Source organism: Aeromonas enteropelogenes, assembly GCF_020097295.1.
Taxonomy (GTDB): Bacteria; Pseudomonadota; Gammaproteobacteria; order Enterobacterales; family Aeromonadaceae; genus Aeromonas; species Aeromonas enteropelogenes.
This window is the reverse complement of record NZ_CP083625.1, coordinates 1,297,944-1,312,680: the sequence shown is the minus strand read 5'-3', so window position 1 is coordinate 1,312,680 and position 14,737 is coordinate 1,297,944. Positions and strand designations below refer to the sequence as shown.

General features: G+C 61.2%; 16 protein-coding genes. 4 read left to right on the top strand and 12 right to left on the bottom strand.

Features of this window, described 5'->3' with window-relative positions:
* Position 1 precedes the first annotated feature (1 nt).
* Positions 2-1,645, bottom strand: a complete 1,644-nt coding sequence (locus tag LA321_RS06195; RefSeq protein ID WP_042071407.1) for a methyl-accepting chemotaxis protein — start codon at positions 1,643-1,645, stop codon at positions 2-4.
* 210 nt (positions 1,646-1,855) lie between these two features.
* Between LA321_RS06195 and LA321_RS06190 the strand changes: the two genes are divergently transcribed.
* A complete protein-coding gene (locus LA321_RS06190; protein WP_026455752.1) occupies positions 1,856-2,170 on the top strand; it encodes a hypothetical protein in 315 nt (104 codons plus the stop codon).
* Between the two features lie 48 nt (positions 2,171-2,218).
* Here the strand turns inward: LA321_RS06190 and LA321_RS06185 are convergent, their stop codons facing one another.
* From LA321_RS06185 to LA321_RS06150, 8 genes are all read right to left on the bottom strand, one after another.
* On the bottom strand, positions 2,219-3,031 hold the full coding sequence (locus LA321_RS06185; protein ID WP_042071451.1) for a Cof-type HAD-IIB family hydrolase: 813 nt from the start codon (positions 3,029-3,031) through the stop codon (positions 2,219-2,221).
* 90 nt (positions 3,032-3,121) lie between these two features.
* Positions 3,122-4,162 carry an alpha/beta fold hydrolase gene (locus LA321_RS06180; RefSeq protein WP_042026808.1) on the bottom strand — a complete coding sequence of 347 codons (1,041 nt, stop codon included), beginning with the start codon at positions 4,160-4,162 and terminating at the stop codon, positions 3,122-3,124.
* Positions 4,159-4,821, bottom strand: a complete 663-nt coding sequence (locus tag LA321_RS06175; protein WP_042026806.1) for a CatB-related O-acetyltransferase — start codon at positions 4,819-4,821, stop codon at positions 4,159-4,161. The genes LA321_RS06180 and LA321_RS06175 overlap by 4 nt, the downstream gene beginning before the upstream one ends.
* Positions 4,821-5,552 carry a tRNA (guanosine(18)-2'-O)-methyltransferase TrmH gene (gene trmH / locus LA321_RS06170; RefSeq protein ID WP_042071408.1) on the bottom strand — a complete coding sequence of 244 codons (732 nt, stop codon included), beginning with the start codon at positions 5,550-5,552 and terminating at the stop codon, positions 4,821-4,823. The genes LA321_RS06175 and trmH overlap by 1 nt, the downstream gene beginning before the upstream one ends.
* A 131-nt stretch (positions 5,553-5,683) precedes the next feature.
* The gene (gene spoT, locus LA321_RS06165; protein ID WP_042026803.1) at positions 5,684-7,801 is read right to left on the bottom strand and encodes a bifunctional GTP diphosphokinase/guanosine-3',5'-bis pyrophosphate 3'-pyrophosphohydrolase; all 2,118 of its coding nucleotides are present in this window, start codon (positions 7,799-7,801) and stop codon (positions 5,684-5,686) included.
* Positions 7,802-7,932: 131 nt separating this feature from the next.
* A complete protein-coding gene (rpoZ, locus tag LA321_RS06160; protein WP_026456240.1) occupies positions 7,933-8,208 on the bottom strand; it encodes a DNA-directed RNA polymerase subunit omega in 276 nt (91 codons plus the stop codon).
* A gap of 79 nt (positions 8,209-8,287) precedes the next feature.
* Positions 8,288-8,914: a guanylate kinase gene (gene gmk, locus LA321_RS06155; RefSeq protein WP_042071410.1), complete on the bottom strand. Its 627-nt coding sequence runs from the start codon at positions 8,912-8,914 to the stop codon at positions 8,288-8,290.
* Between the two features lie 272 nt (positions 8,915-9,186).
* Complete coding sequence (locus LA321_RS06150) at positions 9,187-10,263, bottom strand: glycosyltransferase family 9 protein (protein ID WP_042071453.1); 1,077 nt, start codon at positions 10,261-10,263, stop codon at positions 9,187-9,189.
* A gap of 220 nt (positions 10,264-10,483) precedes the next feature.
* Here LA321_RS06150 and LA321_RS06145 point away from each other — a divergent pair, with 220 nt between their 5' ends.
* Positions 10,484-11,197: a 3-deoxy-D-manno-octulosonic acid kinase gene (locus tag LA321_RS06145; protein ID WP_026456237.1), complete on the top strand. Its 714-nt coding sequence runs from the start codon at positions 10,484-10,486 to the stop codon at positions 11,195-11,197.
* 73 nt (positions 11,198-11,270) lie between these two features.
* The gene (locus tag LA321_RS06140; protein ID WP_042071412.1) at positions 11,271-12,134 is read left to right on the top strand and encodes a GGDEF domain-containing protein; all 864 of its coding nucleotides are present in this window, start codon (positions 11,271-11,273) and stop codon (positions 12,132-12,134) included.
* A gap of 6 nt (positions 12,135-12,140) precedes the next feature.
* Here the strand turns inward: LA321_RS06140 and LA321_RS06135 are convergent, their stop codons facing one another.
* Complete coding sequence (locus tag LA321_RS06135) at positions 12,141-12,995, bottom strand: carboxylate/amino acid/amine transporter (protein WP_042071414.1); 855 nt, start codon at positions 12,993-12,995, stop codon at positions 12,141-12,143.
* A gap of 43 nt (positions 12,996-13,038) precedes the next feature.
* On the opposite strand from LA321_RS06135, the gene LA321_RS06130 reads away from it, so the two are divergent.
* Positions 13,039-13,497: a DUF6314 family protein gene (locus LA321_RS06130; RefSeq protein ID WP_042071417.1), complete on the top strand. Its 459-nt coding sequence runs from the start codon at positions 13,039-13,041 to the stop codon at positions 13,495-13,497.
* A 135-nt stretch (positions 13,498-13,632) separates the two neighbouring features.
* On the opposite strand, the gene LA321_RS06125 is transcribed toward LA321_RS06130, so the two are convergent.
* Both LA321_RS06125 and LA321_RS06120 read right to left on the bottom strand, forming a co-directional pair.
* Positions 13,633-13,794, bottom strand: a complete 162-nt coding sequence (locus LA321_RS06125) for a hypothetical protein (RefSeq protein WP_124238287.1) — start codon at positions 13,792-13,794, stop codon at positions 13,633-13,635.
* Positions 13,779-14,678, bottom strand: coding sequence for a DMT family transporter (locus tag LA321_RS06120; protein WP_026456233.1), 900 nt, complete (start codon positions 14,676-14,678; stop codon positions 13,779-13,781). The genes LA321_RS06125 and LA321_RS06120 overlap by 16 nt, the downstream gene beginning before the upstream one ends.
* Positions 14,679-14,737: the final 59 nt, after the last annotated feature.

The window sequence follows — 14,737 nt, the reverse complement described above, 5'->3', positions numbered from 1 at the left end:
CTCAGAGCTTGAACTGCTGCACCCGGGTGGCCAGTTGCCGGCTCTGGGCCTCCAGCTGGCCACAGGTCTGGCGAATGATCTCCAGATTCTCCAGCATGGCGCGACCATTGCCCGCGACGACGCTCAGGTTGTGGTTGATTTCGGTGCTGACGCCGCTCTGTTCATGGGCGGCGTCCCTTATCTGGCCGTTCATCTCGTTGATGATGGTGATCGCCCGGGTCATCTGACCCAAGCTCTCCCGGGTCTGGTGGGCCTGGGCGACAGCCTGGGTGCCGCTGTGGCTGCTGGCCCCCATCTTCTGCACCGCCTCCTGGCTGCCCTGTTGCAGCCGTTCGATCATCTGCTGGATTTCACCCGTGCTGTGCTGGGTCTTGCTGGCCAGGGTGCGCACCTCGTCGGCCACCACAGCGAAACCGCGCCCCTGCTCTCCGGCCCGGGCCGCTTCGATGGCGGCGTTGAGTGCCAGCAGGTTGGTCTGATCGGCGATGCCGCGGATCACCTCCAGCACGGAAGAGATGTGCCCGACATCCTGCTCCAGCCGCTGGATCCCCTGCTCCGACACGTGAATGTCCCGCGCCAGTGCCTCCATCGCCGTGACTGTATTCATCAGATCCGTCGTGGCGCTCTGTACCTGGCTGGCCGCCTCGGCCGAGGCGTTCTCGGTCTGGCTGGCGTGCGCCACCATGAGGGCGCTGGTGGCACTCTGTTCCTCTACGGCGGCGGCAATCTGATCGCTCTGGCGCTGCTGCTCCTCGGCGTTGGTCACCATCCCCTCCATCAGGGAGTACAGTTGGCGTGATGCCGATTGCACCGTGCTGGCGGTCTGGCTGACGTCGCTGACGATCCTGTGAACCTGATCGATGAAGCGATTGAAGGTGGCGCCGAGGGTGCCAATCTCGTCGCGGGAGGTGATGGTGATACGACGGGTAAGATCACCTTCGCCCTGGGCAATATCTTCAAGGGCCTGTTGCATCTGGTTGAGGGGCTTGAGGGTGAGCCGGGTGACAACCCAGGTGAGCGCCAGGGCCAGCGCAATGGCGATCAGGGTGCCCAGGCTCAGGACCTGCTGGGCGTGCTGGCTCGAATCCTGAACCTCCAGTCTGAGCGCCTGCTGGGACTGCTCGATGGCATCCTTGAGCTGGTTGAGCTGCTGACGGATGGTAGTGAACTGCTGCTGCGAGGCCTGGAACTGGCTGGAGAGCAGATGGCTGCTCTCGTGGGGCTCGGCAAAGACGGCCTGATAGTGGGCGAGCCAGTCGTCAAATTCTCCCAGCATCAGGTCCAGCGTGGCCTGATGCTCTCTGCCGATGAGGCCCGCATCGATCAGGGTCTGCACCTGGCTCATCCTGTCTCTCGCCTTGTTGCCATTATCAAGAAACTCCGCCTTCTGGTGCGCCACGTTGTCGGTGGTGAGGCCACCCACGATGAGCCCCTGACCTGCGGCAATGACCTGATAGAGATCGCGATAGGCATCTTCCAGTGAATTTTGCACCGGCAGTATCTGCTCGACGACGGTGCGGTTGACCCGCTGCTGCTCGGTGAAACTGGTGTAGGCGACGGCGACCACGCTGGACATGATGGTCAGCACAATCACCACGGGCAGACGGGTTTTGGTCGTGAGGGACAAGCGATTGAGAAGTGTCATGACGGTGAGTCTCGCAAGGGGAGATGAATGACGTTCCATTATCGGGCTTCGGATGTGCTGGGGGTTCAGACGAGGATCACGCTATCGGGTGGGATCAGGAAAAAATTGAGTTATTACCGGCACATAATCGAGTGCAGTCAGTGTTAATTAGAGCGAAACTGTTCAGGGAATGAACAGGGAATTCAATTCTGCCGGCCAGGGGGGTGCATCATGAGATGTCCGAGGTGTCTGAAAGAGGGGGTTGATAAGGCATTGGATGAACGGGTGGGGCGGGCCTGTGCCATGGGATTCGGCGCCGCAGGCGGCTTTGCCTGTGCCGCCAGTTTTGCCAAGGTGGGAGCCGGCATGGGGGCCGCTCTGGGGGGGATTGGTGTGCCTCTCGGCGCCATCGCCGGTGCGCTGGGTGGTGCCCTGCTGGGTGGGGCGACCGGCGGTGGGGCGGGGTTATGGCTTGGCCGCACCCTGGATCGCCAGATCTCCCGGCAATATCGCTGCCAGGGGTGCGGTCACAGTTTCGAGCGTTGACAGGCGAGCCCATGGATACCACCCGGTGTGGTATCCATGGCTAAGGGATCAGGCCGCGTTGACCTTTTCGAGGGCGAACAGTTGCTCCAGATAGACTGCGACGCCATCTTCATCGGAGCTCAGGGTCTGCTCGTGATTCGCCAGTGCCAGTTTGAGACGGTCATGGGCGTTGCCCATCACCACGCCGCGACCCACCATGCTCAGCATCTCGAAGTCGTTCATGCCATCGCCGAAGGCCACGGCCTGGGGCATCTCCAGCCCGTGCTGTTCCAGCACGGCGCGCACCGCATTGCCCTTGTGCACCCCGGCGTGCATCACCTCGAGACAATCCGGCAGGGAGAAGGTGACGTTGAGTCGATCACCATATTGCTGGTTCAGGTGCGCCTCGATCTTTAGCAGCTTCTCGTGGTCGCCGATGTAGAACACCTTGTTGATCTTGTCCATCGGGTGGCTGGCGAGATCGGTCAGGCGGTAGGTGAAGCCGGAATCGTGGTGGAATTGCAGCAGCCAGGGCAGCTCCTCTTCCACCAGCCACTCGTCGCCGTAGTAGACGTTGAGGTGGATGGAGGGATCCCGCTCCAGCGCGATCAGCTCTGCGGCTACCGTATCCGGCAGCGCCTGGTTGTAGACCAGCTGATCCTGCTTGTCGTGGACGACGGCGCCATTGGAGGTGATGAGGTAGATGTCCAGCCCCAGGGTATCGCGGATGCTGCGCACATCCACATGGTGCCGGCCGGTGGCCACCACGAACTTCACGCCCTGTTCCACCAGACGGTGCAGGGTGTCACGGGTGCGGGGGGAGATCTGGTGCTGCTTGTTGAGCAGGGTGCCATCGAGATCGGATACAACTACCTTGAACATCATTACCTCGCCATCTATTGAACGCTGGCGCAGTGTACCCCAGCGTCGTGTGTCACCCCATTTCTTTTGGGATCCAAAAAATAACCAGTTTTAGTAGCGCGCGAAGAAGGCCAGAGTCGCATTGAGCGCGGCCTGACGCTGGGGATCCGCCTCGATGAAGAGCTCGTGCCAAGCGCCCTCGATACGCAACGGCTTGCCCCCTTCACAGTTGGCCATGGCGCAGAAGGCATCCTGGGCGGCGTTGTCCACCACGCTGTCCTCACCGGCCTGCAGCAGCAACAGCGGCGTCCTGATGGCGCCGGCATCGGCAATTGCCGCATCCGCCCCGGTAATGCCCTGATGGATCCAGTGGGCGGTGGCCCCGCCCAGCTTGACCTGGGGATGCTGCTCGTAGATCTGGCGGAAGGCCTGATAGCGCGCCGTGCTGTGGGTCAGCTCGTTGTCGGCGAAGCCCTGATCCTGATAGGGGCCCTGACCCGGGCCGTAAGGGGCCTCACCAAACCAGCCACCGACGGTACCCATGGTGGCAGCCAGCCCCTTGGCCAGCCACTTGGGCAGGCCGCCGAGGTTGATGCCCATCATGGGGGAGGAGAGCACGGCGGCCTTGATGTCATCCGGCCAGCGTTCCAGATAGCGGGCCGAGATGGCGCCGCCCATGGAGTGGGCCAGCAGAAACAGCTTGGCGGGCTTGTCCGCCATGATCACCTCATCATGAAACTGTTTGAGATCGACCACATAATCGTCGAACTGGTCGACATATCCCTTCTCCCGATCGCTCAGCATGCGATCCGACATTCCCTGACCGCGGTGGTCGATGAGGTAGAGGCTGTAGCCCTGGCGCCACAGATCCCAGGCCAGCTCCTGATACTTGAGGTAGCTCTCTACCCGGCCGTTGACGATGAGGATGGCGCGATCGACCTTAAGCTGACGCAGGGCCGCATAGCGGATGCTGATCCCGTCCTTGCCCTTGAACTCCCCTTCCACCGCATGCTCGCGCCAGAAGTCGGGCAGGGTCTGTTGATAGAGGGTGGGTACGTCGGCTTCAGTGGTCAGCTGATAGGGGTTGTTCACGGCAAGGGCTCCGGCAGAAAACAGGGTCAGGGCCAGCAAGGGAAGAGAGAAATATGTCATCGGGCAAGCTCCTCTCGCCAATGGTGGTAGAGCGCCGCTATGTCGCTCGAGCAGATCAGGGGCATGGCGGCCTGCAAACGGGGCAGTGGCCAGTCCCACCACTGCATGGCTTGCAGCATGGCGATCTGCTCCTCGTCGAAGCGGCGGCGGATAGGCTGGGCCGGGTTGCCGCCGACTATGGTGTAGGGGGCAACATCCCGGGTGACCACGGCGCGGGTGGCGATGACGGCGCCATCCCCTATGGTGATGCCCGGCATGATCATCGCCTCGGAGCCGATCCAGACGTCGTTGCCAACCCGGGTGTCGCCCTTGCGCTGGAAGCCGTTGCGAACCCCCTCACCAAAGGTGCCCGGATCGAACGGGAAGGTGGAGGCCCACTCCATGCGATGACCCTGGTTGCCCGCCAGCAAGAAGGTGGCCCCCGAGCCGATGGAGCAGAACTTGCCGATGATGAGGCGATCTACGTCACCCCAAATACCGCTCTCCCAGGTGGCGCGGGTCGACCCATCGCCGAGCAGGTAGCGCACACAGTGATCTTCGAATGATTTGCCGTGGTAGTAGCCGGAGTAGTAGCTGTACTCCCCGGCCTCGATATTGGGATTGGTCAGGTGATCCCGTATTACTTGGGATTCCAGCCAGCTACCGAATGGATTTTCCATCATTGCTCCTGCCATTCATCCTCTTCCTGCTGGGCAGCCCACCCCTTGCGGGTCAGCTGCATCTGCTGCCACCAGCGCTCGTCCGCCAGGATCTCGCCGGCCGAGCCGAGCTGGGGATAGGGCATCTCTTTCTCTTTGCAGAGCTGGGCATAGACGGGGTAACCCCCCTCGAACAGTATGCTGTTCTGCTCTTCCAGGCTGAGCGGGCAGCCGCGTTGATAGCAGCCGGCCAGCTCGCGCTGGCGCTGGGCTTCGTAGAGAATGGCGGCGGCCGCCACCGAGACGTTGAGAGACTGCACCATGCCCACCATGGGGATGACGATATGGTGATCGGCCAGGGCCAGCGCCTCTTCGCCGATGCCGTGCTTCTCCTGGCCCACCAGGATGGCGGTGGGTTTGGTGTAGTCAATGGCGCGAAAGTCCACCGAGCTGTCGGAGAGGTGGGTTGCCAGGATCTGCATGCCGCTGGCTTTGAGCTCGGCCACTGCGCTGTCGATGTCCGGGTGCAGTTTCACGTCCACCCAGTTCTGGCTGCCGCGGGCGGTGCCCTTGCGCTTATGGATCCAGCTCTTGGGCCAGACGGCGTGTACCCGATGGATGCCGATGGCATCGGCGGTGCGCACGATGGCGGCCAGATTGTGAGGCTTGTGCACCTCTTCCATACAGACGGTCAAATCGAGTTGGCGCTGGGCCAGCATGTCGGAAATCCGTTTAAAGCGTTCAGGTGTCATATCAGTTTCTATGCGATGAGGCTGGTGCTGCAGATGGTCATATCGGGCTGGCATGCCGGTGGCGCGCTGGCAGCGCAGTGGGCCATTCCATTGTCTCTGTAAAAACAGCAGGCGGCTTGCGCCGCCTGTGTTCAGTTCTTCTGTCGGCTCACCTTGAGCACGTTGGGCATCACGCGGATCTTGCGCATGATGTTGGCCAGGTGGATACGGCTCTTGGTGGTGATGAGCAGGCTGACCTGATAGACCCGGCCATCCTTCTCTTCGGTGCTGATGGCGTGGATGTTGGCGCCGGTGGCGGCGATCACGTTGGCCAGCTCGGCCAGGGCACCCTGATGGTTGATGATCTCGATGCTGATGCCAGTGCGGAACTCCTGTTCCTGCTCCTTGTCCACTTCCCACTGGACCGGCAGGTACTTGTCCGGTTCCTTGCTGTAGCCCTTGATGTTACGGCAGGCTTCCTGGTGGATCACCAGCCCCTTGCCCGGGCTGATATGGGCGATGATGGCGTCCCCGGGGATCGGGCGGCAGCAGTTGGCGAAGGTGACCAGCATGCCGTCGGCACCCTTGATCGGCATCTTCTTGCTGCTGGACTTGGGTTGATCTTCCGGCGGCAGTTCGTCACCCAGCATGCGGCGCGCCACCATGACGCTCATGGCGTTGCCAAGACCCACGTCGGCCAGCAGCCCCTGCAGGTTCTCGTGCTTGGTATCGGCCAGCACCTGCTTGATGCGTGGCTCGGGGATGTCTTCGATGTTCTTGGCGCCCAGCGCATGGTTGAGCAGGCGACGGCCCAACACCACCGACTCTTCGGTGCGCAGGTTCTTGAGGAACTGGCGGATCTTGGAGCGCGCCTTGGTGGTCACCACGAAGTTGAGCCAGGCCGCGTTCGGGCGGGCGCCGGGGGCCGTGATAATTTCCACCGTCTGGCCCGAGTGCAGCGGGCTGCTCAGGGGATAGGGATGGCGGTCGACCCGGGAGCCGACGCAGGCGTGGCCGATGTCGGTGTGTACCGTGTAGGCGAAATCCACCGGGGTGGCGCCGGCGGGCAGCTCCATGATGCGCCCTTCCGGGGTGAAGACATAGATTTCGTCCGGGAAGAGATCGGTTTTGACCCCCTCGATGAATTCAAAGGAGCTGCCGGCGCTCTGCTGCAGCTCAAGCAGGCTCTGCATCCAGCGCTGGGCGCGGATCTGGGCCGTGGTGCCCGAGCTGTCGCCATCCTGCTTGTAGGCCCAATGGGCGGCAACCCCCTTGTCGGCCATCTGGTCCATGAACTCGGTGCGGATCTGCACCTCCACCGGCACCCCGTGCGGCCCCACCAGGGAGGTGTGCAGGGACTGGTAGCCGTTGGTCTTGGGGATGGCGATGTAATCCTTGAAGCGACCGGGGCGCGGCTTGTAGAGGCTGTGCATCTGGCCAAGTACCCGGTAGCAGGTATCGATATCCTTCACCTTGACCCGGAAGGCGTAGATATCCATCACCTCATGAAATTGCAGCTCTTTTTTCTCCATCTTGTTGTAGATGGAGAAGAGGTTCTTCTCGCGGCCGCTCACCTGGGCCTCGATACCCGCCTCCCGCAACCGGCCACTGATTTCGCTCTGGATGGAGTCGATGATCTCGCGGCGATTGCCGCGGGCACGGCGCACCGATTCGCGCAGCACCCGAGAGCGCATCGGATAGAGCGCCTCGAAGCCCAGCTCTTCCAGCTCGTTCTTCATGGTGTGGATACCGAGGCGGTTGGCGATGGGGGCGAAGATCTCGAGGGTCTCGCGGGCGATGCGGCGGCGCTTGTCCGGGCGCAGTGAGCCCAGGGTGCGCATGTTGTGGGTGCGGTCGGCGAGCTTGATCAGGATGACCCGGATATCCTGGGTCATGGCCATCACCATCTTGCGAAAGTTCTCGGCCTGGGCCTCCTTGCGATCGCGAAACTTCAGCTTGTCGAGCTTGGATACGCCGGAAACCAGTTCGGCCACGGCGTCGCCAAACTGCTCGGCCAGGTCGTCCTTGGTGACGGGGGTATCTTCGATGACGTCGTGCAGCACGGCGGCCATCAGGGTTTCATGATCGAGGCGCATGTCGCCCAGGATGCGGGCCACGGCGACCGGGTGGGTGATATAGGGTTCACCGCTGGAACGCAGCTGACCCTGGTGAGCATCACGGGCCACCACATAGGCTTGCCTGAGCTTCTCGACCTGCTCTGCCGGCAGGTAGGAACTGGCTATTTCTTTAAGATTTTCAAATAAATACAAGACAGTCCCCGCTGCGGTGAAACGGCAATTCGTGGAATCGAGGGTATAGCCCTGAGTTTGCGAGGTTTTGGAGCGGTTGTAAATGGGGATGAACAGTCGGCACCCGGGCGGGTGCCAACCGAAAGAATGACTTAACCGCGGCCTTCGGCGATGGCAGCAACGGCAGCCAGCTCGGCGGCTTCCTGCTCTTGCTGCTCGTAACGGTCCTGGGTGTCCATCACCTGGTTGTTTACCAGACCCAGCTCGATCTCACGCAGGGCGATCACGGTCGGCTTGTCGTTCTCTTCTTCAACCAGGGGATCTTTGCCTTGAACCGCGATTTGACGGGCGCGGCGTGCGGCGACCAGCACCAGGTCAAAACGGTTACCAACCTGTTTTACAGCATCTTCTACAGTAACGCGTGCCATGCAGGACTCCAGTATGTGGGCTTTCTGTGTTTAGAAAAGCGGTGTTTAAAAATGACGCAAAAGTTTACTCGTTTTTGGCTTACTCTGCCAGTAACTGTTGCAGCAAGTTTTGTTGTGCCTGCTGTTGCTGACGCATTTCCAGCCGTTGGCACTCAATAATGGCCCTCAGCTGGAACAGTGCCAGCTCAAAGTCTTCATTGATAATGACATAGTCATATTCGTCATAGTGCACCATTTCGGCAATGGCTTTCTCCATCCGCCCCTTGATCACCTCGGCGCTGTCCTGGCCGCGGCCAATCAGGCGGCGTTCCAGCTCTTCGCGGCTGGGCGGCAGGATGAAGATGGATTTGGTCGGCATCAGCTCGCGGATCTGGCGGGCTCCCTGCCAGTCGATATCGAGGAAGACGTCGATGCCCTGGGCCAGGCAGGCCTCGATGGCGGCGCGAGAGGTGCCGTAGTAGTTGCCGAACACCTCGGCCCACTCCAGAAAATCACCGCGCTCGATCAGCGCCTTGAACTCTTCCACCTGGACGAAATGGTAGTGAACGCCATTTTCTTCACCGGGGCGGGTGGCGCGAGTGGTGTGGGAGACCGACAGCTGCATCTTGCCAGCCGCGTTATGGTGAGTCAGCAAGGCATTGAGCAGGCTGGATTTACCCGCGCCGCTCGGGGAGGAGATGATATAGAGAGTGCCTTGTTGCGCCATGTTATTACCTTTAATCGATAACCGTGTTTTTGGTTGTAGCAGAGGCCGCCGTCTTGTGCCCGAAAGGGAGACAGCCCAACGCAAAACGCGGAAAAATTCAGAATCAGGGGGATGTAAAGGCGGCGAATTTTAACAGAAGGTGGCGAATAAAAAAACGGCCGGAATCATATTCCAGCCGATCAAAGGATTCGTAGCTTGCTGCGGGAGCGTAACCCACATTGGTTGCCATTTTGCCGTGGCTATTGGGGCGGGGCCATCAGGTTATCCCTGCCTTATTGCTCGGGATTTTCGAATTGCCCGGGTAGATGTTTATCGGCACACAGCTTGTCAAAGGCGGCGATGACCCGCTCACTGCTGATCTTGCCCATGGCATCCGGATCCTTGAGACGGGTGCGCCAACCCAGTTCGGCCAGCGGCTTGCCGCTCTCCTGCTCAATCAGTTCCTGATAGACGCTGACCACATAATCGCGGCACAGATAGGGGCCGGTGCGATCCGGGTTGTGGTGGGCATAGAGGCCGATCACCGGCGTGCCCACCAGGGTGGCCATGTGGGCGGGGCCGGTATCCGGGGCCAGCACCAGGCTGGCCTCCTTGATCAGCGCCAGCAACTGCTTGAGATTGGTCTGCCCCACCAGATCCACCGGTTTGCTGTAGCTCAGTCGCTGGATGTCGGCAGCCAGATCCCGCTCCAGCTTGGCCGGGCCACCGCACAGATAGACCTGAAATCCCTTGCCTGCCGCGTGATCCGCCAGCGCAGCATAGCCTGCGGCGGTCCAGTTCTTGAACGCCTTGCTGGCGGCGGCGCAGATGAGCAGGGTCGGCTTGCCACCAATCTTCTCCCGGGCCCAGGCCTGGTGTTCGGCGCAGATGGGCAACTGCCAGTCCGGCGTCAGATCCCGGATGCCGAGTTCCCTGGCGAAGGCGAGAAAGCCATCCAGCACATGGGGAGAGGCAGGCGAGGGTACCCTGTGATTGGTGAACAGCCACTGGCCGTCGTTGGCCCGCTCCTTGTCGAAACCGAGTTTGATGTTTGCCCTGATGCCGAGGGTGGCAATGCTGGCCCGCATGGCGGCCTGCAGGTGCAGCAGGGCATCGAACTTGCGTCCCTTGAGGGTGTGCCACAGATCGCGATAGCCACGCCAACCCTTGCTCTTGTCGAAGGCAATGACCTCCACCCCAGGCAGATCGGCGAACAGGGTGGCCTCGATTTTACCGGTGATCCAGGTGATGCGGGTCTGCGGCCACTCCCGTTGAATAACGCGAACCAGTGCCAGCGCGTGGCAACAATCGCCGATGGCGGAGAGCCGCAGGATGCAGATGGAGGAAGGAGGCGTTTGAAATAGCGGCATGATGTGCGGCACGGCTGGCAAAAAGGGTGGATGGCATTATGCAAACTCCCCTGTGGATTGTAAAATTGCGCGCAATCGCCAGCCCGGTTTCGCCATGACCTCCCGGTTGTGGCTGACCTGTGCCGGCACAGGATATTGACCATATTGCAGGCGGTTGCCACGACAGCCTCATCGCAGTTGCAAACCTAGCGAGCAATGACCCACCGAGCGGGAGCTCATGATGCGAATACAGACCGAACACAACCAAATTTGCTGGTATGCCGAAGGGGCCTTTCGCGACCCCTCTCCCCAGTTATTCGATCCTGCCTGGTGGCAGAGCAATCGACAGGTGGTGGGGACCTCTTTAGGTCGGGGAGTGACCTGGTTCGTCAAGGATGAATCCCGCCATCTGGTGCTGCGCCACTACTATCGCGGCGGCATGGTGGGTAAGGTGGTGCGAGATCGCTTCTGGTTCGAAGGAGTGGAATCGAGCCGCGCCATGGCCGAATACACCCTGCTCGCCAAGTTGAGCGAGCTGGGGCTGCCGGTGCCACGTCCGTTTGGTGCCCGCATGGTCAAGCAGGGGCCCTTCTATCGTGCCGACATCCTGATCGAGCGCATCCGCGGTGCCAAAGACATGGTGGCCCTGCTCAAACAGGGACCGATTGCCCCCGAGCTCTGGCACAAAGCCGGCCAGACGGTGCGCCAGCTGCACGACGCAGGCGTCTATCACGCCGATCTCAACAGCCACAACCTGTTGATCGACAAGGCGGGCAAGGTGTGGGTGATCGACTTTGACAAGGGCGCCATCCGCGCACCGGGGGAGTGGCAGAAGGCCAATCTGGAGCGGCTGCTGCGCTCCTTCAATAAAGAGGCCCAATTGCATACCAGTTTCCACTTCGTACCGGAGAACTGGCAAACCCTGATGAAGGGCTATCAGGGAAAAGCGCTCTGACCCTGTTGCTCGCCGCCGGAGCCAATGTTACTTATTGAGCTGCTGCTATTTAGATCTGGTTTCGAGGTGCCCCATGGAAACACTCAAGACACCTTTGGTGGATGTGACGACCCGGCTTGACCCGGGTCTCTTGTCTGACGCCATGAATCTGCTGGAGGCGGGACTCTGGACCTGGTCTGTGCAGCAGGGACTGCGCCGGGACCCCAGCTGCCTGCATCTGTTGGGGCTGGGGGATAGCTGGCCGGATGACATGGGCTGGCTGGATCGGGTGCATCCCGACGATGTCTCCCGGCTGGAGGAAGCGCTGCTCGCCTGCCAGAGTGGCCGCAGCGCCACTCTGCGCCTCGAGTACCGCATCCTTCATCACCACGGCCACTACATCCGGCTGGAAGAGCGCATTCGTCGTGACGAGCGCGGCCATCTGCTGGGGGCGGTGCGCCATCTTGATTCGGTCGAGGAGTCGGTTGAAGAGCGTCACGGCACGGATCCCCTCACCGGGCTGGAGAGCCGCAACAGCTTCGAATTGCTGCTGGAGGATCGTTTGGCGACCGATAGCGGCAGTTTCAGCCTGATGCAGTTTTCCGTCGATCACATGACCAAGATCCAGCAGCTGTTTGGCGAGGCGGCCTGTGACGCCATGCTGGCCAAGCTGGCGCGCATCGTGCGTCACGAGTTGCGCCGGGAGGACCCCTTCGCCCGTTGGGACGAAGACGGCTTTATCCTGATGCTCTCCCAGACCGAGCGGGCGAGCGGCCTGGAGATCGCCGAGCGGCTGCGCCTCGAGATAGCCGATGCCAGTTTGCTGCCCCAGCGGCCGGTTACCGTCAGTGTCGGATTGGTGCAGAGCCAGCCGGGCGAGATGCTCGATCACCTGCTGGCCCGTCTGGCGAGCTGCCATGGCCAGGCCAGACGGGAACACAACACAGTCGTCGGCTGACGGTCGTCAGGAGGAGGTGGTTGCGTGGCGCTGGCACACCTTGAGGGAGGCCAGCATCAAGAGGCCGCCAAGGGTCAGCCGCACCAGATCGGTATCCTTGCCCCAGAGCAGCAGGTTGACCAGCAGGCCCGCCGGGATCAGCGCGTTGTTCATGATCGCCAGCACGCCGCTGCTGACCAGCGTCGCCCCCTTGTTCCACAGGAAGTAGCCAAGTCCCGAGGCGCCAATCCCCAGCCACAGCAGTATTCCCCATTGCAGTTCGCTGGTCGGATACTGGGGTTTACCCAGCAGCCACCAGGCGGGCAGGGCGACGGCCAGGGCCCCCAGATAGAAGCAGCCGAAGATCGCCTGTTGCGGCGGCTGCTCTGCCTCCCGGGCCAGCACGACCTTGTAGCCGACCTGGCCCAGGGCGAAGCAGATGTTGGCCCCCTGTACCACCAGGAATCCCAGGATGTAGCTCTCGGTCAGCCCGTCGAAACGGATGATGGCCGCGCCGGCTACCGCCAGCAGGGCACCCCACAGATAAGCAGGCTTGAAGCGCCGCTCCAGCAGATCGTGGATCAGGGTAACGTAGATGGGGGTGAAGATGGTGAACACCAGCACTTCCGGTACCGTCAGCAGCAGGAAGGAGTGGTAGTAGAAGAGATACATGATGCCGAGCTGGATGGCGCCGAGGGCCATCAGCTTAAGCACCAGTTCGGGTCGCAGCCAGCGGCGCCGCAGGAAGGGGAGAAACACCAGGCTGGCGAGGGCGATGCGGGTCAGCACCGAGAAGTAGGCATCCACCTGGCCGGCGAGGTAGACCCCAATCAGGCTAAAGGAGAATGACCAGAGCAGGGTAACCCCTATCAAGTAGTTCATGTGGTTGATTTGTCGTCAGTTGTCAATTTGAAAGGGGGCTATGATGGCCGAGATGGAAGCCGTGATCCAGCGTTTATGGCGCCAGTTGCCACAGATCGGAGCATTTGCCTTTGCGGCGAACAACGGAGTGGGCTCAGCGACCGACTGGAATGGTCGCGGGGAGGGGGAGGTGCAGGTGACCGATCATCATGGCGGCTGGCTGTTTGTCGAGACGGGCCGCTATACCACACCCCATGGCCGGGTGCTGGCTATGCACAATCGCTTCTGGTGGCAGCGCACCGAACAGGGAGTGCGCCTCTCCCACCTGCGTCACGAGAAACCGGTCGAATTGTTCGAGCTGAAGCCGGGGGCAGATGGCCGCTGGTTCACCGCCGAGCCCCACCTGTGCGGTCAGGATCACTACCGTGCCGAGCTGACGCCGACCGACAACGGCTTTCTGCTCACCTGGCAGATCATCGGCCCGCGCAAGAACGAGGAGCTGAGCTATCGCTACCGGATATGAGTGCCGGCGACGGCAAGAAAAGAGGCATAAAAAAACCGGCGCAAGGCGCCGGTAGCGGGGACAAATCGGAGGTTTTTTATTTAAAACGGTCCCACAAACAGGAGAGACACACTCTCGTCACACATTCAGGTCAGTTCAGGCACTTAGCGCATAGCTCAGCATCGCCTGCAGCTTGCTGTCGAAGAACCAGGGCAGCAGCACCATCAAGAGGCCGACTACCCCAGCCAGCCGCTGGCGATATTGCCAGCTGGCAATCAACACCAGACCGCCGCACAGGGTTGTCAGGATGCCTGACATAGCTGTGCCTCACGCTGCACCCGGCGTTGCTGGGCCCACTGGTTCATGGCGACAGAACCCAGGATCAGCGCCAGTGCGACACCCGTGGTGGACTGGATCTGCTCGCCGAGGAACAGGGCACCCAGCATGACGCCGAACAGCGGCACCAGATAGTTGCTGAAAGAGGCGAAGGTCGGGCCTGCCTTCTGGATCAGCGCCATGTAGAGGAAGTAGACCAGGCCGGTACAGAAGATGCCCAGTACGGCGATGGCGTTGAGGGCCTGGCTGCTTGGCATGGCCAGGCTGCCCAGATCGGCGACGAAGGGCGCGGCAATCAGCAGCTGGGTGGCAGAGGAGATCAGGATGTTGCGGGCCACTACGACCGGATGGTCTTTGGCAAAGCGCTTGATCATCAGCAGGCCGATGGCGAAGCAGCTGGCGCCGAACAGGATGGCCATGGAGCCGAGCAGGCCGGCGTTCATGCCCTGGGAGAGTTTCGGCCAGAACAGGGTGAGCACACCGGCAAAGCCGATGACCACGGAGAGCAGGCCGCTCTTGGTGATTCTTTCACCAGAAATAAACAGCGGTGCCATCAGGATGGTGACAAACGGGATACAACCCATCACCACGGCGGCGATGGCGCTATCCACATACTGCTGACCCCAGGCCACCATGATGAAGGGGATGGTGGCATCCAGCAGGGCGATCAGCATGTAGGTACGCCACGGGGTGTGCTCGCTCTTGAGACGCATGAACAGGCAGAGCAGACCCAGGGTCAGGCTGCCGCACAGAGCACGACCGGCAGCCACCAGGATGGGGGGCAACTCGGCAACGGCCTGGTGCATGAAGATGAACTGGGAACCCCACAGCAGGCCAATGGCCAGCAATAACAAATAGCTACGCATTTTAATCTCCGATGTATTGAGCCTGCGCATTCTAGGCAATCTGTTACTATGTCAAAAAT

Excerpts from the sequence above, each read along its gene's own strand:
- trmH (WP_042071408.1), bottom strand. The coding sequence starts at position 5,552 with ATGACACCTGAACGCTTTAAACGGATTTCCGACATGCTGGCCCAGCGC.
- gmk (WP_042071410.1), bottom strand. The coding sequence starts at position 8,914 with ATGGCGCAACAAGGCACTCTCTATATCATCTCCTCCCCGAGCGGCGCG.
- LA321_RS06180 (WP_042026808.1), bottom strand. The coding sequence starts at position 4,162 with ATGACATATTTCTCTCTTCCCTTGCTGGCCCTGACCCTGTTTTCTGCC.
- LA321_RS06175 (WP_042026806.1), bottom strand. The coding sequence starts at position 4,821 with ATGGAAAATCCATTCGGTAGCTGGCTGGAATCCCAAGTAATACGGGAT.
- rpoZ (WP_026456240.1), bottom strand. The coding sequence starts at position 8,208 with ATGGCACGCGTTACTGTAGAAGATGCTGTAAAACAGGTTGGTAACCGT.
- LA321_RS06140 (WP_042071412.1), top strand. The coding sequence starts at position 11,271 with ATGGAAACACTCAAGACACCTTTGGTGGATGTGACGACCCGGCTTGAC.
- LA321_RS06125 (WP_124238287.1), bottom strand. The coding sequence starts at position 13,794 with ATGTCAGGCATCCTGACAACCCTGTGCGGCGGTCTGGTGTTGATTGCC.
- LA321_RS06150 (WP_042071453.1), bottom strand. The coding sequence starts at position 10,263 with ATGCCGCTATTTCAAACGCCTCCTTCCTCCATCTGCATCCTGCGGCTC.
- LA321_RS06130 (WP_042071417.1), top strand. The coding sequence starts at position 13,039 with ATGGCCGAGATGGAAGCCGTGATCCAGCGTTTATGGCGCCAGTTGCCA.
- LA321_RS06120 (WP_026456233.1), bottom strand. The coding sequence starts at position 14,678 with ATGCGTAGCTATTTGTTATTGCTGGCCATTGGCCTGCTGTGGGGTTCC.
- LA321_RS06190 (WP_026455752.1), top strand. The coding sequence starts at position 1,856 with ATGAGATGTCCGAGGTGTCTGAAAGAGGGGGTTGATAAGGCATTGGAT.
- LA321_RS06195 (WP_042071407.1), bottom strand. The coding sequence starts at position 1,645 with ATGACACTTCTCAATCGCTTGTCCCTCACGACCAAAACCCGTCTGCCC.
- LA321_RS06145 (WP_026456237.1), top strand. The coding sequence starts at position 10,484 with ATGCGAATACAGACCGAACACAACCAAATTTGCTGGTATGCCGAAGGG.
- LA321_RS06185 (WP_042071451.1), bottom strand. The coding sequence starts at position 3,031 with ATGTTCAAGGTAGTTGTATCCGATCTCGATGGCACCCTGCTCAACAAG.
- LA321_RS06135 (WP_042071414.1), bottom strand. The coding sequence starts at position 12,995 with ATGAACTACTTGATAGGGGTTACCCTGCTCTGGTCATTCTCCTTTAGC.